Below are 17,097 nucleotides of genomic sequence, written 5' to 3'. Positions count from 1 at the left end.
CCAATTGTTGATAATAAAAAAGATAAATATATTTTATGATTTTTATGGCACTTTCTCTAAATTGCTGAACAACCTTGTGCTTTTTTAAAGTTAAGGGCTTAAAATGAAGCTCTTTGGTGTTAGATATTTTCTGATGGGAGCAACCATTTAACGCAATTTATACCTTAAATTGATTTATTTTTACTGCTTAATATTTGAACATATATTTGATGGAATTAGCATTATAAATAGCATTTTGATTACTCATTGTATTGATTTTTCAATAAGTGATGGCGTCAGCCATCGCAGCCATCTTGTATTTTATGGGAAGAAACCTCATCAGTAACTAAAATGTGTTAAGGTAGTGCTACTGGTATACGAGTTAACAAGCATTTTAATCTTCCTTGACCAGTTCGAACGCTCCCCTAAGGCGTCTTCTCGAAACCTCGTGTTTGATCGGTGACCAGCTCACCCTCGGCTTTTTGTTTCTCACAACAAAGGCTGTCTTCACTACTGTACCATCGGTTAATTCAAATTTGGTGCATTTCACTGTGGAATTTCATTGCTGAATCGTTGTCGGTTCAACCTGTGCTATTCCCTGCTTTTAATCGTCGCTCGGGCTTCTTTCTCCTGACGGACGACACATCCCCTGTAAAAGGAATTTTTATGAGTTTTAGAGTTGCAATTTTAGGTGCTGGCCCCAGTGGTTTAGCACAATTACGTGCATTTGAAGCAGCCCGCGACGCCGGTGCTGATATCCCTGAGATTGTTTGTTATGAAAAACAAAGCGACTTGGGTGGCATGTGGAATTATACATGGCGCACAGGCTTGGATGCCTACGGTGAGCCAGTCCACGGCAGCATGTATCGTTATTTGTGGTCAAATGGCCCTAAAGAATGTTTAGAATTTGCGGATTATAGCTTCGAGGAGCATTTTGGTCGTCCTATCCCATCATATCCACCACGTGCAGTATTGCGTGATTACATCATGGGACGTATCGCTAAGAGTAATATGCGTCAATACATCCGCTTTAATACTGCGGTACATTGGGTGACACATGATGAAGCTAGCGATAAATTTTCAGTGACAGTAAGAGACCTCAAGAAAGACGAACTGAGTACGGAAGAATTTGATCATGTAATCGTTGCTACTGGGCACTTCTCAACGCCTAATACACCTTATTTTGAAGGTTTGGAACAGTTCCCAGGCCGTGTTTTACATGCGCATGACTTTCGTGACGCTTGTGAATTTAAAGGTAAAGATTTGTTATTGGTTGGTAGTAGCTACTCGGCAGAAGATATCGGTACACAGTGTCATAAATACGGCGCTAAATCAGTTACTTTCAGTTATCGTTCTAACCCTATGGGTTTTGACTGGCCAGCATCTTTTAGCGAAGTTCCTTTGCTCACGGGCGTAACCGGTAAAACAGCTCACTTCAAGGACGGGACTAGCAAAGAGGTTGACGCTATTATTCTGTGTACGGGATATCAGCATTATTTCCCGTTCCTACCTAATGAACTAACGCTGACGACACATAACAGAATGTATCCAGAAGGTTTGTATAAAGGGATTGTTTCTCTAGCAAATCCGAAGTTGATATTTCTGGGTATGCAAGATCAGTACTATACCTTCAATATGTTCGATGCTCAGGCTTGGTATGCGCGTGATGTAATGCTTGGTCGCATTAAATTACCTGAAAGTGATGTAATGACCGCTGATACTAAAGAGTGGGTCAGCCGTGAGCTTAAGCTTGCTAATCCTACTGACGATATCGACTTTCAGGCTGCTTACATTGAAGATCTAATTGCACCGACTGATTACCCAGATTTTGATGTATCTGCTGTTGCTGAAACATTCAAAGAATGGGAACACGATAAAGAAGCCGATATTCTTGGTTATCGTAATAAGAGTTATCGTTCTACATTGACCGGAACACTAGCGCCTGTTCACCATACACCGTGGATGGAAGCGATGGACGATTCTCTAGAGACCTTCCTTTTTGAAGAGAAAAAGCAGCTTGTAAAGGAAATTTCATGAACCCAAGCTTGAATGAAGCCCGATCTCGTTTCACTGCGAGCAGTATACGTTGGGGTTTTATGTGGGCTTTGTGGGCAGCTGTACTGTGGGGGGCTTGGTATGTGCCGGGTTCTGCAGTCTGGTTTGAAGCTCCTTATGTTGACCTCAGCTACGATACTAATGCTGAGTTTCTATTAGCTGCGGCGGTGTTAACTACCTTTAACGCGATTATGGTGTTGTTGTTCCTGTTTGTTTGGAATGCGGTATTGGGAAAATTAGGAGAGTATGTCCGTACCATTAAGCAGATGCGTCATATCTCCAAATGGTTCTTTATCGGGGCTATTTTTGGTGGTCCGATGGCTATTTTTGGTTCGTATCTGGCGATTGGTTATATCGGCGGGGCTTTTGCGGCCATTTCAGCACTGATGTATCCGATCATTGGTGCTAGCTTAGCTAGGCTCTGGTACAACGAGAAGATTACTCGTCGTGCGGCCGTGGGTATTTTCATCATTCTTGCTGGTGGTGTGACGGTATATGCTCCCGGTATTATTGCTGAAATTAATGGTACTGGCGACGCTGGATGGCTTGGTTATCTGGGTGGCGCAATGGCAGCGATAGGCTGGGGTGTTGAAGGTGCAATCGCAGGCCGTGGCTTAGATGTCGCTGATCCTGATGTAGGTATTACGGTGAGGTTTACGGCCGAAGTCCTTTATTGGGTTTTACTTATTCTACCTGGGATCTACTTCTTCACTGATCAACCCGTTGTAGAGCTAGTTATCGCTACATTTAACTGGGCGGCTATCGGTTGGCTGCTGTTGGCAGGTGTCACTTTTGCCTTCTGCTATGTCTCTTGGTATAAGTCGTTTCCATTGATAGGTGTCGGGCGTGGACAAGCAATTGCTGCATTGTATGGGCTTTTTGCCGTTATCTTTCTTGCTGCATTCACGCTTAAGTTTCCTGATTGGAATTTCTTGGCTGGTTTGTTTTTATTTGTTGGGGGCGGTTTTGTCATGTTTACGGAAAGTGACGATGTGCTGGAGGTCGTTCGTGCTGTATCGACAGAAGCGAAAGCTGATACTGGCAATACTAAGTCGATTAAATCGTAATAATTGGAGTACGTAATGAAAAGATTACATATGAAAGGGCGCATTCTACAATTGATTCATGAGCAGCTAGATATTGGTATTTGGGATTGGGAAGTGACTGACGCAGTGATGAAAGAATACGGTCTTAATGGTGCTTACTGGCGTGGTACTACACGCGTCACACTCGCTGATTTATTTTCCAGCGGTATCATTGAAAGTGTTGAAGAACAACTCGACGAACAAGCGTATTTTGGCGAAGGCCGAGTGTTATTTAAATTTAGACTTAACGACTTCGGTCGACAGCGTATGCGCGACACCGCATTAGCCTGAGAATGAGTACTAAGTTTATTTTTACTTTAAATAAGGAGATATAATGTCTGATTTTTGGGGATTTCCGGGAGCTGATATACTTGCTGTTGCCGTTATTATTATACTTAGTGGCGTTGCTCTTTACCAGGCTCGCACCTTCGTAACTAAGCTTTAAACATACAGTGCTGGTTACCCTTTAAGGTTATCAGTACGAATTTTTAGCCGTTTTCCTGAGCTAACTTCATATAACACGAGGTTAGCTCAGTCTTAACACTTAACTGCCCTTAGGTAGCTATTGCTACGATGATTTACCTGAACTATACCTTAATATTACCTTCATATATCCCCATTAAGTCCTCATATTTCCCATTAAGCAGAGTAATAGTATTTCAATAGGTTAAAGCTCAACCCTAAAATGCTAATAAATCGTTACTCTACACTTTTTTGTATTATCTACTCCTATCTATTGCACAGTCTTAGGCGCATACTGAATCGTTATGCATCAGCCTTACTGCTACTGCGTAACCTCAATCATTAGGTTAGCTCAAACTGACTTTAGTTTAGAGTCCATCTCAAAAAGGAAAGCATCATGAGTAAAGGCCAAGACAGTAAAAAAGCGACTAAAAAGAAACCCCTTTTAACAGCAAAAGAGAAGAAAGCGGCAAAAGCAGCTAAGAAACCCGTCAGTACTTCTTTAGTTCATTAAGCATTAAGTCGTCATCGTTTGTTCGGTGACTTTTTTTATGTGTGTTTTTAAAAACTTTAATGCGGCAATAGCTTCTGAAAATGCACCTCCACCATTGTGCAGTAATCCCCATTGGTCAAGAATGAAGGTATCAAAACTATCAATTATATCTTTAAGCTCGTTAATCATATTCACTAGATAAGTTCTCCTCGTTGCAGAGTGCTGAAGTCTTTAGTTCTAAAGGAGGGCAGTACTCATGTTGTCATGTTCAAATAGGTAATATTCAACGATGTAACATTCAACGATGTAATATTCAGCTAGGTAATAGTTAACGTTATAGTGTTTAAATAATGGGGGCTTTGTATCTGTTACTTAAAAGGGATGCTGAGAAACGTCCCTTTATCTTATTTGCGATTAGTCATTCACTTGTTAGTCTTTTATCAAGTAGACGATGAAGTGGCATGTATCTTATGTCGTTGTTATCTAATTTTTGTAGTGGATACAATCTTGAGTTCAAGTAATAAGCGCAATGACATAAGCAAATTTATAAACACTATTACTGTTCATTTTTATCGGTTTTTACGCCTAATAGAGTATAAGCAGGACACGTTTTTACTAATGCTGTTGCTATCAATACAATTCCAATAGCTCCCCAGTAATTAACGCTGATAATACCCCATATAACAAGTGCTAAACCTAATATCATTCTTATGGTGCGATCCGTATTGCCGATGTTTTTGTTCATGAGAATACCTCCAGTAGTTTGTTCTTGAGGTATTATTACGCTTCATAACTGGTGAGTATGTAACTATTGTCACATAGCTTTTACACTTATTTTAAATAGTTGTTTTAACAATGCTTTTCAAATAAAGCGGCAAATTTAATTGGGAAAAATACCTGAAGAAAAATCAGGATAAAAGCTGTTTACGTAAAACGATTTCACCTCGGTGTAATTCTATCAATTGTTTCTCTTCCAGCTTTTTAAGTAAGCGACTGATCACTTCTCTTGATGATGCGAGTTCTTGTGCAATTTCTTGGTGAGTTATTTTTAAGTGTGGTGCTTGGTTGTGTGCAGATAACCAATGTATCAATCGTGTTTGTAAGGAATCAAAGGCGAGTTCATCGACCTTTAAAATCAGGTCTGCCATGCGTTCGGTTAACATTTTAAAAATGAAAGCTTGCCATATAGGCTCTGCCGTTAACCAATGTTTTAATTGATTTTTGGAGATAACATAACCTTCTGAGTGAACTTGAGTGATTGCAATAGCGGGAAATGCTTTTTCATTGAATAGGCAAGATGTAGTTAATACACAGCTTTCACCAGCATGAACGTTGTAAAGTGTAATATGTCTGCCATCCTCTGCAATACGCATTACTTTCACTTTGCCTTTGGTTAATACCACAAGATTATCGCAATGATCACCTAAGCGACAGACGATTGTATTTTCTTTAATAGCTATCTTTTTGACGGATATTTGTTTGCTTAAAAATTCGAGTATTGGTGATGTCAACGAAATGTCCTTACTACAAAGATAGGTTCTTTATTTATGTTATAACAATCATATTAATTAATGTAGGCAATTTTACTTGTTAAAGTGGCTTATTTCCTTGTTGCAATCTTCATAAATGCAACAAGCATTAAAGAATTTATAAATTAACTTCTTTAATGCTTGTTTACTGATCCAGAGTTCACGTAGTTAATCGTTTTAAATGCATCAAGGTAGACCTTATTTTAATGTAAATTTGAATCTCAGTTTGAATTAAAAAACCATTTTTATTCACAATCTTTAGTTCTATTATGCACTAACAACACAGCTAAATAGCTGATCAACTTTACTGGTTAAAATGTATTATTTCCGCTTGTTTTTAATGCGTATACTTACCTCACATATTTAATAGAGTTATTAAAACTACTATTTTTCTAAACTAAATATGGCAGGAAAAAGGCAAAAAAATAGCTGAGACAGTTTTCTGTATCAGCTATTTTTATTAAGGCTTGAAGGTGACCAATAGATGGTCATAAACAAAGTTAGTTAAATAAACCTTTTAATGTTTTCTCTAAATCTTTTGCTTCTTCTTTTAAGTCACCCTTGGATATTTTTTTACCTGAAAGAATGTCTTTTGCTTTATCTTTGATGACTTGTTCTGCTTTATCTTTTACCGCTTTTTTAGTTGCGTCTATTTGCGCTTTTAATGCGCCTTCAGTATCTAAAGCAAAGGTTGGTTTTGCGAAAGTCCCTTTGATACGCAATGGTATAGAGATGCCATTTAGATCCACATAACTGGTACTTTCATCTGTTTTCGATAATGGTGTCACACCTAATTTATAGTCGATCGTTTGCTCAATAGTATTGGCAATGCCGGTACCATCTAAACGAATAACAGGAGATAACATGGTCAGTTTTTGATTATTAGCAATACCTTTTTCTACGGTAAAGTCACCTAATAATGAAGCAAAATCTGTTTTCTTAACCAGTTTATCCGGTGCAATTGTTTTACCTTGTATTTTTGCTTTTAAAACACGTATTTCGTGAGAAAGGTTAATCCCATATAATTCTCCATCGAGTATTTTAAAGTCACCTTTGGCAACTATACCTTGTTGAATTTTGCTTGCTGTTAAACCTTGCCCACTAGCGACTAAGTTCATACTTGCATTACCACTTAATAGATCTACCTTGGCTGCATCTTTCAATAGTTGTATTAATGTTATATTGCTAATACTGGTTGTGGCTTTGTATGTGTTTTTACCACCGCTTTCATCAACCCAAGCATCAATATTTAATGAACCATCATAGAGTTTTGCAGTTAACGGTTTAAGCGTTGCTCTGCCATCTTTTACGGTTAAGTTATTGGTGATTTTACCGATTTTTATATCTTGATAAAGTACGCCAGCAATACTTAAATCACCTTTAATATCTAAGGTTTTTAGACTGCTTAAGTCAGGCTCAACTTCTTTTTCTGTGGTTGGTGCTTTTTCACCTGTGTTACCAGACTCTGTTGTTGTACTTGAAGCCAAATAGGGATTTAAGTCCCATACATTACCTTTCAAGTTATAACGGATAACAGGCACCGCTTGTTGGATGAAGCTTAATTCTCCTCCTAACTCTATATCATTAACTGTTGTTTGCAGCTTATTAAGGTTAAGTTTTTGCTTGGCAAGATCGTAGTTGATTTCACTGCTAATAGTACTGTTGATTTTTTCTTTACTGATGCTTGGGGCATTCAATTCACTGATCATTTTGAATTGATTAATTATGATTTTCTCAAAATTACTGACATTCATTTGTTTAAATGAAAGGTTCACATTGCCCTGTATTTGCTCACCTGTGATTTTATTTTTAAGTTCAAACTTATCTATCGTCGCTGTTTTTTTATTGATATCAGCTGCCAGATTTGTTTGTAAGTTAGTTTCTAACTTATTATTTTCTAGACTGCTGCCGGTTAAACTGCTGGTCATGATCAGTTTGCCCAGAGTGAGTTGGCTAAGGTCTTTAATATTAATATCACTACTGTTGATATAAATATCGCCTTCCAAGAATGACCCTGAAAATTGATTATTAATGGTGATAGCTTTGATATCTAATTGCTTGTTGTCAACTTGGTATTTTAAACCACTTTTAAATTTGGTATTTAAGGCGCTACCTGATAATGCGTCTGCAAGTACGTCACTTTCAATGGTTAAGTTAGTGAGTTCAACAACACTTAATGCGGCATCCACAAATAGATCTGTTTCTAATGATATATCTGCTTCAACTTGTGCATTTTTTAGGGTGCTGTTTAAGCTGAAATGAGCTGTTTGATCAAAAGCAAACTCGCTCAGTGTCATGCTATTAATGTCAACTTCCTGTGTTTCACTTTTTTGGTGGTCGATCACCTTTAATTGCGCATTAGTGATATTCAAGCCAGACAGTACAAATTGCGACAGATCTAAGGGAGCTGATGATTCGCTAGGCTCTTCTGTCGATATTTCTTCTTCTGGTGCGTTAACAGTTTGTGTTGCTTCTTCAGGTTGTAAGTTATCTAGATTTGATAAACCATCTTTATTGGTGATTAAGTTAAATTCGACACCATCTAAGATAATTTCGCCAACTTCTAATTTTCCTTTTAATAAAGGTAATACGCTGATAGAAATTGCAGTTTCTTTGACGTTTAATAGTGTCTTTTCTTTAAACTCTGGGCTATTGAATAGGGTAATTTGACCACTTTGGAAACCTAATAGAGGGTATAAACTCCAACTTAAATCGCCTGCGATGACCAAATCTCTATTTACTGACTTCTTAACTTGATCTTGAATCTGCTGTTTGTAATCATTAGGGTCAATGAAAGTGACAACAATAATGACGATTAATAATAAAAGCACAATCAAAGCTGCTGCTATCTTTAAAAATAATTTCATTAAACATATCCTCTTTAGGGAAGTGGTATTGATTGAATAAAGCATAGTGTAATGGGTTAAGCCGATATGATCATCATTTGATTATTTATTAGTGCTAAACTTGTGCGATTAATGAGCAGTTTTTTGTAAATAGTTGCATCTAATAGGTTTTTTGTGTCGTATTAGTCCGATATCTTTATAAGGCTTATTTTTACGCGCAATGTTTCCAAATTGTCATTCACTTACTATTTGTCATGCAGTTGTTAATTATATTGATGACTTATAGCCTTTTATATTGATACTTATACCCATTTATATAGGGCTTAATTTTTGACTATGGTTGCGCACTCATTGTTCCAGTTTCTGCCTTATTCACTAAGTTCAAAGCTTCTTCTACGCAGAGGTTATTTATAGCAATTATCGTAAAAGTTATTCACATTGTGCGATACTGTTGCCAATGATTATTAATAATGAGGATTTTGTGTCAAATAACTCTGTACCAACACCTAGCATAAGTGAAGCCTGCTCACTGCTACCTAATTCCAAGGTAAGTAATGAAGTGGCATATACAAAGATTAAAGTGGCGACCTTTAATCTCTTCAATTATTTAGCGCCACCTGATGCTTTCTATGATTTTGATCGTATTTATTCCGCACAGCAGTGGCAAAAAAAGCAACAATGGATAACAACCTATTTAACAACACATGAGCCAGATGTGATTGGCTTTCAGGAAGTTTTTAGTGTCGAGTCGTTGCAGGCGTTAGTAAAAGAGGCGGGCTACCAATACTTCGCTGTGATTGATCAACCGACTGTGATAGATGATTTTATCTATCGTGATCCTGTGGTTGCTTTAGCCAGTAAATTTCCAATTAAAGCTATTTCTACCGTTGCTGTCGATACTGAGCTTGCTCTGAAATTAGGATTAACAGCCGACTTTAGTTTTAGTCGCAAAGTGTTAAGAGCTACCGTTGAATTGCCTCATATAGGTGACAGTGATTGTTATGTGGTGCATTTTAAATCAAAACGAGCATCTTGGCAGGCACAAGTAGATAAATTAACCTCATTAGAAGGTAATGTGCTTGAGCAGTTTAAAGCACAAGTTGCAGGAGGATGGGCGTCCTCTATTCAACGTGGTAGTGAAGCAACATTATTAATGATGAAAATGTTAGAGAGACGTGCAAAAAAGGGTAATGCGATGATATTGATGGGAGACTTTAATAACCCATTAAGCGATGGTATTTTAGCGCACTTAGTAACCCCGAATTTACTTTTTAATAATGACCAAACGCAGCAAAAGCTAGTCAAGTTTTATACGTTACGAGATGCCTGGGACTTATATAAAGACAATCAGTCGGCTGATACTAAAGTACTGTTAACACGTGCTGCCACCCATTATTTTGGGCAAGGTAGTTCAGTGTTAGATTATATTTTATTATCCAGTGAGTTTGATACTGCAGATCAATCCAGTTATTTCGAAGTAAGTGATTATATTAATACGGACAAACATTTAATTAATCCAAGTTTTGATATCGATGGAGAAAGCACTGACCATGCTGTGGTAAGTATTACGTTAACATTGCGTCAATAAAGGAACGCTATCGGATTGGCGTCTTTTTAATGCAAAAAGCCAGAACAATTTGTTCTGGCTTTTTTAATCTAATGGTTGTTCTTTTTTGTTTTTTACAACAAATGAAAGACGATTGATTAAGCGTTATGCTTACGAATAACCGTTAACATTTCTTTTAAAAGTTTTGGATTAGCTGCAACAACATCACCTGATTTAAAGTAGTCATTGCCACCGTTAAAGTCAGTCATCATAGCACCAGATTCTTTTAATAATAATTCGCCAGCCGCGATATCCCAAGGTTTTAAACCAAATTCCCAGAAACCGTCCATACGACCAGCAGCAACGTAAGCTAGGTCAAGTGCAGCACTACCGCCACGACGCATATCAGCAACATCCTTAAAGAAATCTTGGAAGATGTTTAAGTACGTTTCTATGTTGTATTTTTGTTTGAACGGGAAACCTGTTGCTAACAAAGTACCGGTTAATTTTGGCACTGTGCTAGTACGAGTACGGTAACCATTGATTTGTGCGCTTTGGCCACGAGCTGCTGAGAATAATTCATTGCGGATAGGGTCAAAAATAACGCCGACTTCAGTACGACCTTTGATTTTTAATGCAATTGAAACGGCAAAATGAGGAATACCGTGAATGAAGTTTGATGTCCCATCTAGTGGGTCAATAATCCATTGGTGATCGGTGTCTGCACCGTTATCAATACCTGACTCTTCAGCAATGATACTGTGGTCTGGGTATGATTTACGTAATGTACCAATAATTGCTAATTCAGCTTCTTTATCAACGCTGCTTACATAGTCGTTAAGTGATTTTTCTTCAACTTCAACAGACTCTAAATTTTCATAACCTTTTACAATTACTTTACCCGCATTACGCGCAGCACGAATCGCAATATTTAACATTGGATGCATAGGATCACCATTAGATTTTAAAAGAACATGAAGGGAGATTCCTTCGGCGCGAAATTATACACAGGTCACATAATTGTGCAATATTTTAATTGCTTGAAAATTCATCTATTAAATGGAGTTTTAGTTTAAAATGGCCAATTACAGTGGTTTAGTTGTTATACAAACAGTGCTAAACTTTGCGCTCAAAAATTTACTCTTCACGAAGGAAAAACGATGCTAGACAACGTTCGCATTATATTAATTGGTACCTCTCACCCTGGCAACATTGGCAGCGCTGCTAGAGCAATGAAAACAATGGGCTTGACTGATTTAGTGTTGATCGATCCTGAATGTGAAATCGATGGTAAATCGGTTGCTCTTTCAGCTGGTGCCAGCGATGTATTAAAAAATCATAAAGTCTATAAAACACTCGATCAAGGTATCGAAGATTGTGGATTGGTCGTTGGTGCAAGTGCTCGCCCTAGAACCCTTGATTGGCCTATGTTAGACCCAAGAGAAATGGGTGTTAAAGTGGCGAGTGAAGGGAAGAAACACAAAGTGGCATTAGTGTTTGGTCGTGAAAATAGTGGTTTAACCAATGATGAACTTCAGAAGTGTCATTTTCATGTGTTTATTCCTGCAAATCCAGACTATAGCTCGCTCAACTTAGCAATGGCCGTTCAAACATTAAGCTATGAAGTACGAATGGCATCTTTAGCCTCAGAAGCATTTCCTGAGGTTGTCGAGGAGTACCCAAGAGCTGCTGACTTCGAAGGTATGCTAGAACACTTACAAAAAACATTGTTTCAAATCGGCTTTATCGTACCCGCTCATCCAGGCTTGGTGATGGATAAGTTACGTCGTTTGTTGAATCGTGCCCGTCCTGAAATCAATGAGTTAAGAATGCTTAGAGGTATTTTTAGTAGCATGCAAAAATCCATAGAAAGTGCAGAAAAAGATGTGCTAAAAGATGCAAGTATCAACAAAAAATAAAACCTACTAAAGTGTAGGGTTTTTTACTTGACTAAAATTGTCAGGTATTTATACTAAGTGCATTAAGTCATTCGTTTTAACCGATATGGTTGTAAAACACTTATTATAGCGAACTCTACTATGAAATTAACTTCAAAAGGCCGTTATGCGGTCACTGCGATGCTAGATGTTGCAATAAAAGAGCACAATGGCCCAGTGCCCCTTGCTGAGATCTCTGAGCGCCAAGGAATATCGCTTTCTTATCTGGAGCAATTATTTTCAAAGCTTAGGCAAAAAGAGCTGGTAAGTAGTGTGCGCGGCCCCGGTGGCGGTTATAAGTTGGGCAAAAGCAAGTCAGAGATTTCAGTGTCAATGATTATTGATGCCGTAAATGAAAGCGTTGATGTGCGTAAATGCTCAGGTAAAGGTGGTTGTCAAGAAGATGGCGTACAGTGCTTGACTCATTCTTTATGGGAACAATTAAGTACCAGAATTAGTTCATTTTTAGACGGCATAACATTAGATGAATTAATGGCTAGTGAACATGTACAGCATGTTTCTGAACAACAAAATAATAAATTTACTAATAACGAACTGCTTAATATTATCTCTAAATAAGGGCAGTGGAGAAAAAAATGAAATTACCGATTTATCTTGATTATTCAGCAACTACCCCCGTTGATCCTCGTGTTGTTGAAAAAATGGTGCAGTATTTATCAGTAGATGGCGACTTTGGTAACCCAGCGTCACGTTCTCACCGTTTTGGTTGGCAGGCTGAAGAAGCCGTTGATATTGCTCGTGAGCAAATTGCCGACTTATTAAATGCAGATTCTCGTGAAATAGTTTTCACATCAGGTGCTACTGAATCAAATAACCTTGCAATTAAAGGTGCTGCACATTTTTACCAGAAAAAAGGTAAACATATTATTACCGCTAAAACTGAGCATAAGGCCGTTTTAGATACTTGTCGTCAATTAGAGCGTGAAGGTTTTGAAGTTACTTACCTTGACCCAAAAGAAGATGGCATCGTAACACCTGAACAATTAAAAGAAGCATTACGTGACGACACGGTTTTAGTAAGCTTGATGCATGTGAATAACGAAATTGGTGTTATTCAAGACATTGCAGCATATGGTGAATTATGTCGTGCCAATAAGACTATTTTACACGTGGATGCAGCACAAAGTGCCGGTAAAATTGAAATTGACGTACAAAAAATGAAAGTGGATTTAATCTCTTTCTCTGGTCATAAAATTTACGGTCCTAAAGGTATCGGTGCATTATATGTTAGCCGTAAACCGCGTATTCGTTTAGAAGCACAAATGCATGGTGGTGGGCACGAGCGTGGTATGCGCAGTGGTACATTAGCAACGCATCAAATTGTAGCAATGGGTGAAGCATTCCGAATCGCAAAAGAAGAGATGGCAAGCGAAAACGAACGTGTTCTAGCATTACGTAATCGTCTATTAAATGGCGTTAATGATATGGAAGAAGTGTATGTGAACGGTTCGTTGGAAAATCGTGTTGCAGGCAATATTAATATCAGCTTTAACTATGTTGAAGGTGAGTCATTAGTAATGGCACTGAAAGACTTAGCTGTTTCTTCTGGTAGTGCGTGTACTTCTGCGAGTTTAGAGCCTTCATATGTTTTACGTGCAATTGGTCGCGATGACGAATTAGCACATAGTTCAATCCGTTTTAGTATTGGCCGTTTCACTACTGAAGCTGAGATTGATTACGCTATTAAAATTATCCGTGAAAACATCGGCCGTTTACGTGATATGTCGCCGTTATGGGATATGTACAAAGAAGGTATCGACATAAACAGTATTGAATGGTCTCATCATTAATCAATACCGACGTAAACACTATTAAAAGAATATAAGGAATATAATCATGGCTTATAGCGAAAAAGTAATCGACCATTATGAAAATCCACGTAACGTTGGTTCATTTGATAAAGATGATAAAAGCGTTGCAACGGGTATGGTTGGCGCACCAGCTTGTGGTGACGTAATGAAGTTACAACTTAAAATTGATGCCAACGGTATCATCGAAGACGCTAAGTTTAAAACTTATGGTTGTGGTAGTGCAATTGCTTCTAGCTCATTAGTAACTGAATGGGTGAAAGGTAAATCATTAGAAGAAGCTGGAAAAATTTCTAACACTGAAATCTCTGCTGAGCTTGCTTTACCTCCTGTAAAAATTCATTGTTCTATTCTTGCAGAAGATGCAATTAAAGCGGCAATTGAAGATTACAAAAGTAAAAATGCTTAAAAAACATAGCTAAGTGATAGTGTTGTGCTATCAATTAGCGTGTTTATGAATTAAATAAACGGAGTCGATTTTGGCTATTACACTGACAGAACCTGCTGCAAAGCATGTATCAAATTTTTTAAAAAACCGTGGTAAAGGCCTAGGCTTACGGATCGGTGTTAAAACTTCAGGCTGTTCTGGAATGGCTTATGTACTTGAGTTTGTAGATGTTCTAAACGACGATGATGAAATGTTCACCGACCAAGGTGTTAATATTATTGTTGATAAAAAAAGCTTACTTTATTTAGATGGTACTGAGTTAGATTTTGTTAAAGAAGGTCTTAACGAAGGTTTTGAATTTAACAACCCTAATACCAATGGTGAATGTGGTTGTGGTGAAAGCTTTAGCGTATAAAAAACGCAAGTCTCGATATTATTGAAGTCTGACTAATACACTAGTATGGTCGGACTTTATTGTTTTATTATTAACAAGTTAGGAAATCGTTTTGAACTATTTTGAGTTATTTTCTCTACCTGTTGAATTTTCTGTCGATCAAACTCGGTTATCTCAAACTTACCGTGACTTACAAAAACAATTCCATCCAGATAAATTCACAATGCAAGATGATCGCACGCGCCTGCAAGCTATGCAAAAAAGCACAGAAATTAATGATGCTTTTCAAACCTTAAAAGACAGTTGTTTGCGTGCCCAGTATATTTTGAAACTGAGTGGGTTAGATATTGAATTAGAACAGCGTACCCTTCAGGATACTGGTTTCTTAATTCAACAAATGGAGTGGCGAGAAAAAGTTGCTAACTTCACCGAAGATGATGAACAAGCAATAGAAGGGTTCAATCAAGATATCTCTGCTTTAGTTAAAGGTTTAGAAGCAGAAATTGAAACTGCATTACAAGCAGAACAATTAGAAACTACGGCAAACCTTATCCGCAAATTAAAATTCATGCTAAAACTTCAAGTTGAGCTTGAGTTATTAGAAGAAAAATTATTCGATTAGTAATACTCGAAAAATAATAGGATTATCAACGCATGGCATTACTTCAAATTGCAGAACCTGGTCAATCAGCAGCACCCCATCAACATAAACTCGCAGCGGGTATTGATTTAGGTACCACCAATTCATTAGTCGCTACCGTGCGCAGCGGTGAAGCAACAACGCTTAAGGATATTGAGCAGCAAGATATGCTGCCATCAGTCGTTAACTATGCTTTATCTGCAGAAAATACGCCGCAAGTTTTAGTTGGTAAAAGCGCTTTAGAAAAATCGGTAAGTGATCCTCTTAATACCTTAGTGTCAGCAAAACGCTTAATGGGTAAGTCTTTGGCTGACCTAGATCAAACACATCTTCCCTATGAATTTTCTGCTCATGAAAGTGGCTTAGCACAAATCAATACCGTATGCGGCCCTATCAATGCAGTACAAGCGTCTTCTGAAATACTTAAAGTGTTGGCACAACGTGCAACAGAATCTTTACAAGGTGACTTGAGTGGTGTGGTTATCACAGTACCTGCTTATTTTGACGATGCACAACGTCAAGGTACAAAAGATGCCGCTCGTTTAGCCGGTTTACATGTATTACGTTTGTTAAATGAACCCACTGCTGCCGCTATTGCCTACGGGTTAGACTCAGGTAAAGAAGGTCTGATTGCTGTCTATGACCTAGGTGGCGGTACCTTTGATATTTCAGTTTTACACTTACATAAAGGTGTTTTTGAAGTATTAGCTACGGGTGGAGACTCTGCATTAGGCGGCGATGATTTTGATGCTGAAATTGCAAAATGGATCCAAGTACAAGCGGGGATTGAAGGTAAAGTTTCTCCTCAGGTACAGCAGGAGTTATCAAAAGTTTCTCGCGCAGCTAAACAAGCACTTTCCGATGCAGATCAAGTTGACATTGCATTGCAACAAGCTGGTTGGACTGGCACATTAAGTAAAGATGTTTTTGAAACCTTAATTGCTAAATTAGTTAAGAAAACAGTACGTGCGTGTAAACGTGCATTAAAAGATGCCAATGTTGTACTTGAAGACGTGGTTGAAGTGGTCATGGTGGGCGGTTCAACCCGAGTACCATTAGTACGTTCAGCTGTTTCTGAGTTCTTTGGTAGAACATTATTAACCAGTATTGATCCGGATAAAGTAGTGGCCATTGGTGCGGCTATTCAAGCTGATATTTTAGTGGGTAACAAACCTGATTCTGAAATGTTATTACTTGATGTTTTACCGCTATCCTTGGGATTAGAAACGATGGGAGGACTCGTCGAAAAAGTGATCCCTCGTAATACGACTATACCCGTAGCGCGTGCACAGGAATTTACTACTTTTAAAGATGGCCAAACGGCTATGATGATCCACGTATTACAGGGTGAACGAGAATTAGTCAGTGATTGTCGTTCTTTAGCTCAATTTGTATTAACTGATATTCCGCCAATGGCCGCGGGTGCAGCACATATTCGTGTTACGTTCCAAGTGGATGCTGATGGGTTATTAAGTGTGACTGCGATGGAAAAATCATCGGGTGTTCAGGCTTATATTGAAGTCAAACCAACTTACGGCTTAAGCGATGAGCAGGTAATGACGATGTTGTCCGATTCAATGACATTTGCGGAAAAAGATATTCAAGCCCGTATGTTAGTTGAGCAACAGGTTGAAGCTAAACGCGTCGTTGAAAATTTACAAGCGGCAATGAAAAAAGATGGCGAGCAATTACTTAATGAGCAAGAGTATGAACAAATAACGACAGCAATTGATGCATTAATTACTCTCTCTGATGGCGATGATATCGATGCGATTAAAGAAGCTATTAAAGCAATCGATAAATTAACGGACCACTATGCAGAGCGCCGTATGGATGTATCAATCAAAGCTGCTTTAACGGGTCATACCGTTGACGAAATTTAAGCTAAATTCAATAAATTAGAAAGGTTTTAAG

The 17,097-nt window shown here is 38.1% G+C and carries 16 protein-coding genes; 11 read left to right on the top strand and 5 right to left on the bottom strand.

All coding sequences use genetic code 11. The features are described from left to right. The first annotated feature begins 645 nt into the window (after window positions 1-645). From GQR44_RS06950 to GQR44_RS06940, 3 genes are read left to right on the top strand one after another with little or no spacing between them, the layout of a single operon-like run. Window positions 646-2,016: an NAD(P)/FAD-dependent oxidoreductase gene (locus tag GQR44_RS06950; RefSeq protein WP_166370633.1), complete on the top strand. Its 1,371-nt coding sequence runs from the start codon at window positions 646-648 to the stop codon at window positions 2,014-2,016. Next, window positions 2,013-3,101, top strand: a complete 1,089-nt coding sequence (locus tag GQR44_RS06945; RefSeq protein WP_166370631.1) for a DMT family transporter — start codon at window positions 2,013-2,015, stop codon at window positions 3,099-3,101. Before GQR44_RS06950 ends, GQR44_RS06945 begins: the two co-directional genes overlap by 4 nt. Window positions 3,102-3,116: 15 nt before the next feature. Then, window positions 3,117-3,410, top strand: coding sequence for a hypothetical protein (locus GQR44_RS06940; protein WP_166370629.1), 294 nt, complete (start codon window positions 3,117-3,119; stop codon window positions 3,408-3,410). A gap of 688 nt (window positions 3,411-4,098) precedes the next feature. On the opposite strand, the gene GQR44_RS06935 is transcribed toward GQR44_RS06940, so the two are convergent. From GQR44_RS06935 to GQR44_RS06920, 4 genes are all read right to left on the bottom strand, one after another. Continuing rightward, window positions 4,099-4,269 (bottom strand): hypothetical protein, encoded by a 171-nt coding sequence (locus GQR44_RS06935; protein ID WP_240923580.1) that lies wholly within the window; start codon window positions 4,267-4,269, stop codon window positions 4,099-4,101. A gap of 361 nt (window positions 4,270-4,630) precedes the next feature. Further along, complete coding sequence (locus tag GQR44_RS06930; protein ID WP_166370627.1) at window positions 4,631-4,819, bottom strand: DUF2892 domain-containing protein; 189 nt, start codon at window positions 4,817-4,819, stop codon at window positions 4,631-4,633. 163 nt (window positions 4,820-4,982) lie between these two features. Continuing rightward, window positions 4,983-5,585, bottom strand: coding sequence for a Crp/Fnr family transcriptional regulator (locus tag GQR44_RS06925; protein ID WP_166370625.1), 603 nt, complete (start codon window positions 5,583-5,585; stop codon window positions 4,983-4,985). 518 nt (window positions 5,586-6,103) lie between these two features. Then, window positions 6,104-8,470 (bottom strand): AsmA family protein, encoded by a 2,367-nt coding sequence (locus GQR44_RS06920; RefSeq protein WP_166370623.1) that lies wholly within the window; start codon window positions 8,468-8,470, stop codon window positions 6,104-6,106. Window positions 8,471-8,930: 460 nt separating this feature from the next. Here GQR44_RS06920 and GQR44_RS06915 point away from each other — a divergent pair, with 460 nt between their 5' ends. Continuing rightward, a complete protein-coding gene (locus GQR44_RS06915; RefSeq protein ID WP_346774327.1) occupies window positions 8,931-10,037 on the top strand; it encodes an endonuclease/exonuclease/phosphatase family protein in 1,107 nt (368 codons plus the stop codon). 116 nt (window positions 10,038-10,153) lie between these two features. Here GQR44_RS06915 and suhB read toward each other — a convergent pair whose 3' ends face one another. Beyond that, on the bottom strand, window positions 10,154-10,942 hold the full coding sequence (suhB, locus tag GQR44_RS06910; RefSeq protein ID WP_166370619.1) for an inositol-1-monophosphatase: 789 nt from the start codon (window positions 10,940-10,942) through the stop codon (window positions 10,154-10,156). Window positions 10,943-11,155: 213 nt separating this feature from the next. On the opposite strand from suhB, the gene trmJ reads away from it, so the two are divergent. The 7 genes from trmJ to hscA all read left to right on the top strand — a co-directional run bounded on the left by trmJ (window position 11,156) and on the right by hscA (window position 17,066). Further along, on the top strand, window positions 11,156-11,914 hold the full coding sequence (gene trmJ, locus GQR44_RS06905) for a tRNA (cytosine(32)/uridine(32)-2'-O)-methyltransferase TrmJ (RefSeq protein WP_166370617.1): 759 nt from the start codon (window positions 11,156-11,158) through the stop codon (window positions 11,912-11,914). 120 nt (window positions 11,915-12,034) lie between these two features. Next, complete coding sequence (gene iscR / locus GQR44_RS06900) at window positions 12,035-12,511, top strand: Fe-S cluster assembly transcriptional regulator IscR (RefSeq protein ID WP_028868611.1); 477 nt, start codon at window positions 12,035-12,037, stop codon at window positions 12,509-12,511. A gap of 17 nt (window positions 12,512-12,528) precedes the next feature. Continuing rightward, window positions 12,529-13,743 (top strand): IscS subfamily cysteine desulfurase, encoded by a 1,215-nt coding sequence (locus tag GQR44_RS06895; protein WP_166370615.1) that lies wholly within the window; start codon window positions 12,529-12,531, stop codon window positions 13,741-13,743. 46 nt (window positions 13,744-13,789) lie between these two features. Next, window positions 13,790-14,170, top strand: coding sequence for a Fe-S cluster assembly scaffold IscU (gene iscU / locus GQR44_RS06890; protein ID WP_028868609.1), 381 nt, complete (start codon window positions 13,790-13,792; stop codon window positions 14,168-14,170). 70 nt (window positions 14,171-14,240) lie between these two features. Then, window positions 14,241-14,564, top strand: coding sequence for an iron-sulfur cluster assembly protein IscA (iscA, locus tag GQR44_RS06885; protein ID WP_166370613.1), 324 nt, complete (start codon window positions 14,241-14,243; stop codon window positions 14,562-14,564). Between the two features lie 91 nt (window positions 14,565-14,655). Next, a complete protein-coding gene (gene hscB / locus GQR44_RS06880) occupies window positions 14,656-15,165 on the top strand; it encodes a co-chaperone HscB (RefSeq protein ID WP_166370611.1) in 510 nt (169 codons plus the stop codon). 32 nt (window positions 15,166-15,197) lie between these two features. After that, complete coding sequence (hscA, locus tag GQR44_RS06875; protein WP_166370609.1) at window positions 15,198-17,066, top strand: Fe-S protein assembly chaperone HscA; 1,869 nt, start codon at window positions 15,198-15,200, stop codon at window positions 17,064-17,066. The last annotated feature ends 31 nt before the right edge of the window (window positions 17,067-17,097 follow it).

The sequence above is a fragment of the Psychromonas sp. SA13A genome (assembly GCF_011378715.1).
Taxonomy (GTDB): Bacteria; Pseudomonadota; Gammaproteobacteria; order Enterobacterales; family Psychromonadaceae; genus Psychromonas.
The sequence above is the reverse complement of the archived record's forward strand: the minus strand, read 5'-3'. Positions and strand labels throughout refer to the sequence as shown.